Annotated in this window: 8 protein-coding genes; 7 read left to right on the top strand and 1 reads right to left on the bottom strand. The window is 58.5% G+C overall.

Features of this window, described 5'->3' with window-relative positions:
- Positions 1–361: purine-nucleoside phosphorylase (locus ACETWG_05665; GenBank protein ID MFB0516076.1), on the bottom strand; the 361-nt coding region annotated here is incomplete at its 3' end.
- 239 nt (positions 362–600) lie between these two features.
- On the opposite strand from ACETWG_05665, the gene ACETWG_05660 reads away from it, so the two are divergent.
- From ACETWG_05660 to ACETWG_05630, 7 genes are all read left to right on the top strand, one after another.
- On the top strand, positions 601–1,578 hold the full coding sequence (locus ACETWG_05660; protein ID MFB0516075.1) for an AAA family ATPase: 978 nt from the start codon (positions 601–603) through the stop codon (positions 1,576–1,578).
- A gap of 27 nt (positions 1,579–1,605) precedes the next feature.
- The gene (locus tag ACETWG_05655) at positions 1,606–2,502 is read left to right on the top strand and encodes a DUF58 domain-containing protein (GenBank protein ID MFB0516074.1); all 897 of its coding nucleotides are present in this window, start codon (positions 1,606–1,608) and stop codon (positions 2,500–2,502) included.
- A gap of 51 nt (positions 2,503–2,553) precedes the next feature.
- Positions 2,554–3,330 (top strand): SDR family NAD(P)-dependent oxidoreductase, encoded by a 777-nt coding sequence (locus ACETWG_05650; protein MFB0516073.1) that lies wholly within the window; start codon positions 2,554–2,556, stop codon positions 3,328–3,330.
- Positions 3,331–3,374: 44 nt separating this feature from the next.
- Entirely contained in the window at positions 3,375–4,058 is a 684-nt protein-coding gene (locus ACETWG_05645) for an SDR family NAD(P)-dependent oxidoreductase (protein MFB0516072.1), read from the top strand.
- Positions 4,059–4,064: 6 nt separating this feature from the next.
- Positions 4,065–4,772, top strand: a complete 708-nt coding sequence (locus ACETWG_05640; GenBank protein MFB0516071.1) for an HAD family hydrolase — start codon at positions 4,065–4,067, stop codon at positions 4,770–4,772.
- On the top strand, positions 4,769–5,218 hold the full coding sequence (locus tag ACETWG_05635) for a hypothetical protein (protein MFB0516070.1): 450 nt from the start codon (positions 4,769–4,771) through the stop codon (positions 5,216–5,218). The genes ACETWG_05640 and ACETWG_05635 overlap by 4 nt, the downstream gene beginning before the upstream one ends.
- Positions 5,215–5,578: diaminopimelate epimerase (locus ACETWG_05630; protein ID MFB0516069.1), on the top strand; the 364-nt coding region annotated here is incomplete at its 3' end. The genes ACETWG_05635 and ACETWG_05630, both read left to right, overlap by 4 nt.

Raw genomic sequence — 5,578 nt, 5'->3', positions numbered from 1 at the left:
GGTCTGCGGCGTTGTCCCGGAAGGTGTAGTCCAGGTGACCGGTGATGAGCATGAGGTCACCTACGTGCCAGTCAGGATTGACGCAGCCGGCGGCATTGGTAATGATGACGGATTCGACCCCCAGGCGGGCGAAGACGCGGATGGGCAGGGTGACGATCTCGAGGGGATGGCCCTCGTAGTAGTGGAAGCGCCCCTGGGCGGCGATCACCGGCAGCCGGCCAGCTATGCCGAAAACCAGCTTACCCACGTGTCCGGGCACCGTCGGTTGAGGATAGTGGGGGATCGCGTCATAGGGGACCACGGTGAGATTCTCGAGAGTATCGGCGAAATCGCTAAGGCCGGAGCCCAAGACGATGGCCACCCGGGGTGCTTCGGGCCCTGGGCGTTGCGTCCACGGGGAGCCCAGTCGTTTCCGGATGACAGCGGCAGCTTCTTCAGCGGGCGTGGGTGTCACGGGAGGGGAAGTTAACGGGCGGCCATAAGGGGTACAAGCGGAAGGGGGTTCACACGAATGGGGGGAATGGAAAAAATGCTGGCAAAAGATGCCTCATTTGAGGCTGATTCATCATAAGTTTACCCCTCAGCAGATCGGATATCGGGATGGATAACCTGCAGCTCATCGAGAGACTCAACAGCGCCCGGAAGCAGCTTTACAGGGAGATCGGGCATGTTATCATCGGCCAGCGGGAGATCCTGGAACACCTCTTTCTGGCCATGCTGTGCCAGGGGCACGTGCTGCTGGAGGGCGTTCCGGGACTGGCCAAGACGCTGATCATCAAGACCCTGGCGGAGGTCCTGGATCTGTCTTTCAGCCGCATACAGTTCACTCCGGACCTGATGCCGTCGGACATTACCGGGACGGAAATCATCCAGGAGACGAAGGCTGGCGGCCGCAAGTTCAAATTTTTCAGGGGGCCGATTTTTGCCAATATCATTCTAGCTGACGAGATCAACCGTACCCCGCCCAAGACCCAGGCGGCTCTGCTGGAGGCCATGCAGGAGCACCGGGTAACGGCGGCGGGCATCAGCTATACGCTGGACGAGCCCTTTTTCGTAATGGCTACCCAGAATCCCATTGAGCAGGAGGGCACCTACCCCCTTCCGGAGGCTCAGCTGGACCGTTTCATGTTCAAGCTGCGCATTAAGTACCCCTCCCGGGAGGAGGAGCTCCAGATTGTAGAGACCACCACCGGGGCACCGGGGGCGGTGCCTTCCAAGGCAGTGAACCGGGCGGACGTTCTTGCCTTTCAGGAGCTCATCCGTCAGGTGCCGGTAGCGGAGAATGTCATCGAATACGCGGTGGACCTGGTGCGGCATACCCGACCCGGTCAGGATAGGCAACCGGAGTTCATCCGGGAGTGGGTAGAATGGGGAGCCGGTCCCCGCGCCAGCCAGTACCTGATTCTGGGTGCTAAAGCGCTGGCAGCCATGGATGGTCGTCCCACCCCCGATGTCGCTGATGTTACCATCCTGGTCAAGCCGGTCATGCGGCACCGGATCATCACCAACTTCAACGCCGAGGCGGAAGGGATCAGCACCGATCAGATCCTCGATCGCCTGGTGGAAAGCCGATCTTAGTCTCACGGGAGGTCCCCGTCCCGTTTCATGGCGAATCTGAGCACCACTTACCTGAATCCCAGTATCGTTTCCCGGCTGGATAATCTATCCTTACGGGCCCGGCTGGTGGTGGAGGGATTCATCATTGGTCTGCACCGGAGTCCCTATCACGGTTTTTCGGTGGAATTTGCGGAACATCGGGCTTATGGTCCCGGTGACGAAATTCGCCGTATGGACTGGAAACTGTTTGCTAAGACCGATCGGTATTACGTCAAGCAGTTTGAGGAGGAGACCAATCTCAAGAGCTATCTTCTGCTGGATCAGAGTCGCTCGATGACCTTTTCCTCGCATGGGCTTAGTAAGCTGACTTATGCTCAGACGTTAGCGGCGGCCCTGGCGTACCTCATGCTCAAACAGCAGGATGCCATTGGCCTGGCGCTGTTCGATTCGCAGCTGCGCCAGTATCTGGCACCGCGGGCCAAGCCCAGCCACCTGGATGCCATTCTGGGCCGGATGTCCGCTATCCAGCCGGGACCGGAAACCGTCATTGCCCCCATACTGCACCAGCTGGCCGAGTCCATCGTTAAACGGGGCCTGATCATCCTGATCTCCGATCTATTCGACGACCCGGATCAGATCATGATGGGCCTGAAGCATTTCCGGCACAAGAAACACGAGGTGATTGTATTCCATATCCTGGACCCTCAGGAGCTCGAGTTTGCTTTTTCGTCCCGGACCCGTTTTCGTGATCTGGAGACCGGCGAAGTGATCACCACCGAGCCCTGGCACATTCAGAAGGCCTATCAGAAGCAGGTGCGGCAGTTTTTGGATTCCTTCCGCAGCCGTTGTCGCCAGCAGAACATCGATTATCTGCTGATTACAACTGACAGACCCCTCGACCTGGCCCTTTCGGAGTATCTGCTGAAACGCGGACGCATAGGCTAGCAGGGGGAGGTGGTCTACTTGACACTGACTATAGAGGAGTGATCCAGCGCTATGATGAGTCTGAAGGAGAAAACCGTTCTTATCACCGGTGCTTCCAGCGGGATCGGTGCCGCCTGTGCGGAGGCTTTCGCCCAGGCCGGTGCCACCCTGGTCCTGGCTGCCAGACGCCGGGAGCGCCTGGAAGCGCTCCAGCAGGGACTACAGGCACGCTTTGGCACCCATGCCTTCATCATGGCCGTGGATATTTCCCAGGCGGCAGAGGTGGAGCAGGCCTTTGCCTCCCTGCCACCGGTCGGGCGGGAGGTGGACATCCTGGTTAACAATGCCGGCACCGTCAAGGGCCTGGATCCCGAATGGGTGGTGAGTCCCGCAGACGTGGATCTCATGATCGATACCAACATCAAGGGGCTCATTACCATGACCCGGTTGTGCCTGCCGGGAATGATCGAGCGGGGTTCGGGGCATGTTATCAATATCGGCAGCATCTCGGGGCAGGAAGTGTATCCGGGTGGTAGCGTGTATTGTGCCACCAAGTTCGCTACGCGGGCCCTTACCCGGGGGCTGAAGCTGGACCTGTTGGGTAGCCCTATCAGGGTGACTTCCATCGATCCCGGCATGGTAGAGACGGAATTCAGCAGCGTGCGGTTCGGGGGCGATGAGGCACGGGCCAAGAAGGTATACGAAGGCATGACTCCGCTCAAGCCGGTGGATATCGCCGATGCGGTCCTGTATGCTGCGACCCGTCCCCCACACGTGAATGTCAGTGAAATGCTCATCCTGCCTACCGATCAAGCGACCACTATGCTCGTGCACCGGGAGCCGGCTTAGGTTAAGCGGAGCGGCTGGTTGGGAAGTGTCCCGCCGGGGGTCCTATGAGGCTGGGTGAGCAGATTGTGGTTATAACCGGGGCTAATGGAGCGGTGGGATCGGTGTTGCTTGATTATCTCAAGAAGGAGCGGGCCCGGCACGTGGTGGGCTGCCTGCGGGGCGCGGAGGTGGACTGGCGGCCGGTGGATGACCGCTGCAGCTTCGTGACCGGTGACCTTGCCGATCGGGTGGCGGTGAACTTTATGGTGGCCGAGATCCTGCGCTACCTGGGAACGTGTCATGCCTGGATCAATGTTGCCGGGGGTTTTTCAAGGGATGGGCTGGTGGAGGACATAAACCCGGAGGCGTGGCCATGCATGTTTGACCTTAACTTTATTACCTGTCTGAACGCCTGCCAGGCCATTATACCGATATTCAAGGACCAGAATTTTGGCCGGATCATCAATTTCGGTTCACTAGCCGGGGAGCGCGGCCTGGCCCAGACGGGGCCCTATGCCATCAGCAAAGCAGCGGTGCACAACTTAACCCTCACCCTGGCCGAGGAAGGCAGCGATCAGGTGACCGCCAATCTGATCATCCCCAGTATCATTGATACCCCCGCCAACCGCAAAGCCATGCCCAAGGCTGATTTTTCATTGTGGACCCGCCCCGAGGTTATCGCTGATAAGATTGCGGAGATCCTGGATACAACTGACAACCCCCCCAACGGTGCGAAGTACTTTTTCTAATCACTTATGTCGCAGCGGAAGCTCATCCTTTTCGACGTAGACGGCACCCTTATTACCCCCGGCCTGATACCCAGGCGGGCTATGGCTGAAGCCATCTCCCACTTCCTGGGCGTGGAAATCGAACTCACCTTCTTTGATGTGGCTGGCCTCACTGATCCCATTATCATTCGTAATGCTCTGCTCCGTTATGGTTCCAACACCAGTCCGACCGATGGCGAGATCAACGGTATCCTGGAGCACTTTTTGATGCTGTTGGAAGAACGCCTGCCGCCGTCCGATGCGGTAAAGGTCTTTCCCGGTGCCGAGACCCTGGTGCAGGCCTGCATCGATGAGGATTGGGTGCCGGCCCTGCTCACGGGCAATGTGGAGCGGGGTGCCCGAATCAAGCTCGCCGGTACCGGACTATGGGACCGGTTTAGCTTTGGCGTATTCGGCAATGACGGCCATTCCCGTGAGGACCTGCCGTGGATTGCCCGGGAGCGGGCGTGGGATGTGCTGCATGAATCCTTTGGTCTGGCCGATATCATTCTCATTGGTGACACGCCCAACGATGCCTGCATTGCCCGGCTGAACGGCATAGCCAGCCTCATTGTGTGCCGCCGGGAAGAACCGGAGTGGCGAAGGACCATTGAGGCCGAACAGCCGACCTGGTTGGTAGAGGGATTCGACGACGTTCCGGGACTGATCCGGTTATTGAAGGGAGAGCGGCCGTGAGCTTTTATACTATTCTGCGGTTCTTTCATGTCCTATTGGTTGCGCTTTATGTGGGCTCGTTTACGGCGATTGCCTTTTTGTGGATCCGAAGTCGTCAGTTGAATGATCCTGCCGCGCGGCTGCCTTATATAGACGCAGCAGTCTCCATCAGTCAGAGACTCACCACCATGGCCGGTTCCATCTTGCTGCTCGTTGGAATCCTGATGATTATCAACTGGCCGGGCGTTCTCGGATATGGAGTGCTGTTCTATATCAAGATTAGTATTGGCGTGCTCCTGGTGGCTGTCAGTCATATCGCACATGCTATGGCAAAGAGGGCCCGGGATGCGCTGGCCGCAGGCCGTACCGATGCGAGGGCCGAAAGATTTGTTGATCTCACGGTGAGGATCGGGCCAGCCATAGCCTTTATAATTGTGTTCTTGGGCGTCATGGTATCTCACGGGTGAGCAAGAAGATGATTCCCTTCACCAAGGCCCAGAGTGGGGGCAATGACTTTGTGCTCTTTGATGCTGAGCAGTGTCCCGACACGATTCGGGAGCCGGGTTTTATTCAGCGGGTGTGCGCTCGGCACAAGGGTGTTGGCGCTGATGGGGTGTTGATTGTGGGCCCTGCGGATGAGCCGGGGGTGGACTTCAAGCTGGACTACCATAATGCGGACGGCAGCTGGGAGACCTTTTGTGCGAACGGCAGTCGCTGTGCGGTGGCCTATTATGGCCGTCGCGAAGGTATTGGTGGCAGAGTCACCCTGCTTACCGGTGCCGGCAGGCATACAGCCGAACTGTTGCCCGATAGCCAGGTACGGCTGC

The sequence above is a fragment of the Candidatus Neomarinimicrobiota bacterium genome (assembly GCA_041862535.1).
Taxonomy (GTDB): Bacteria; Fidelibacterota; Marinisomatia; order SCGC-AAA003-L08; family TS1B11.
This window is presented reverse-complemented; position numbering and strand designations above follow the sequence as displayed.

Coding starts and splice junctions, on each gene's coding strand:
- ACETWG_05660 (MFB0516075.1), top strand. CDS start 601: ATGGATAACCTGCAGCTCATCGAGAGACTCAACAGCGCCCGGAAGCAG.
- ACETWG_05655 (MFB0516074.1), top strand. CDS start 1,606: ATGGCGAATCTGAGCACCACTTACCTGAATCCCAGTATCGTTTCCCGG.
- ACETWG_05650 (MFB0516073.1), top strand. CDS start 2,554: ATGATGAGTCTGAAGGAGAAAACCGTTCTTATCACCGGTGCTTCCAGC.
- ACETWG_05645 (MFB0516072.1), top strand. CDS start 3,375: ATGAGGCTGGGTGAGCAGATTGTGGTTATAACCGGGGCTAATGGAGCG.
- ACETWG_05640 (MFB0516071.1), top strand. CDS start 4,065: ATGTCGCAGCGGAAGCTCATCCTTTTCGACGTAGACGGCACCCTTATT.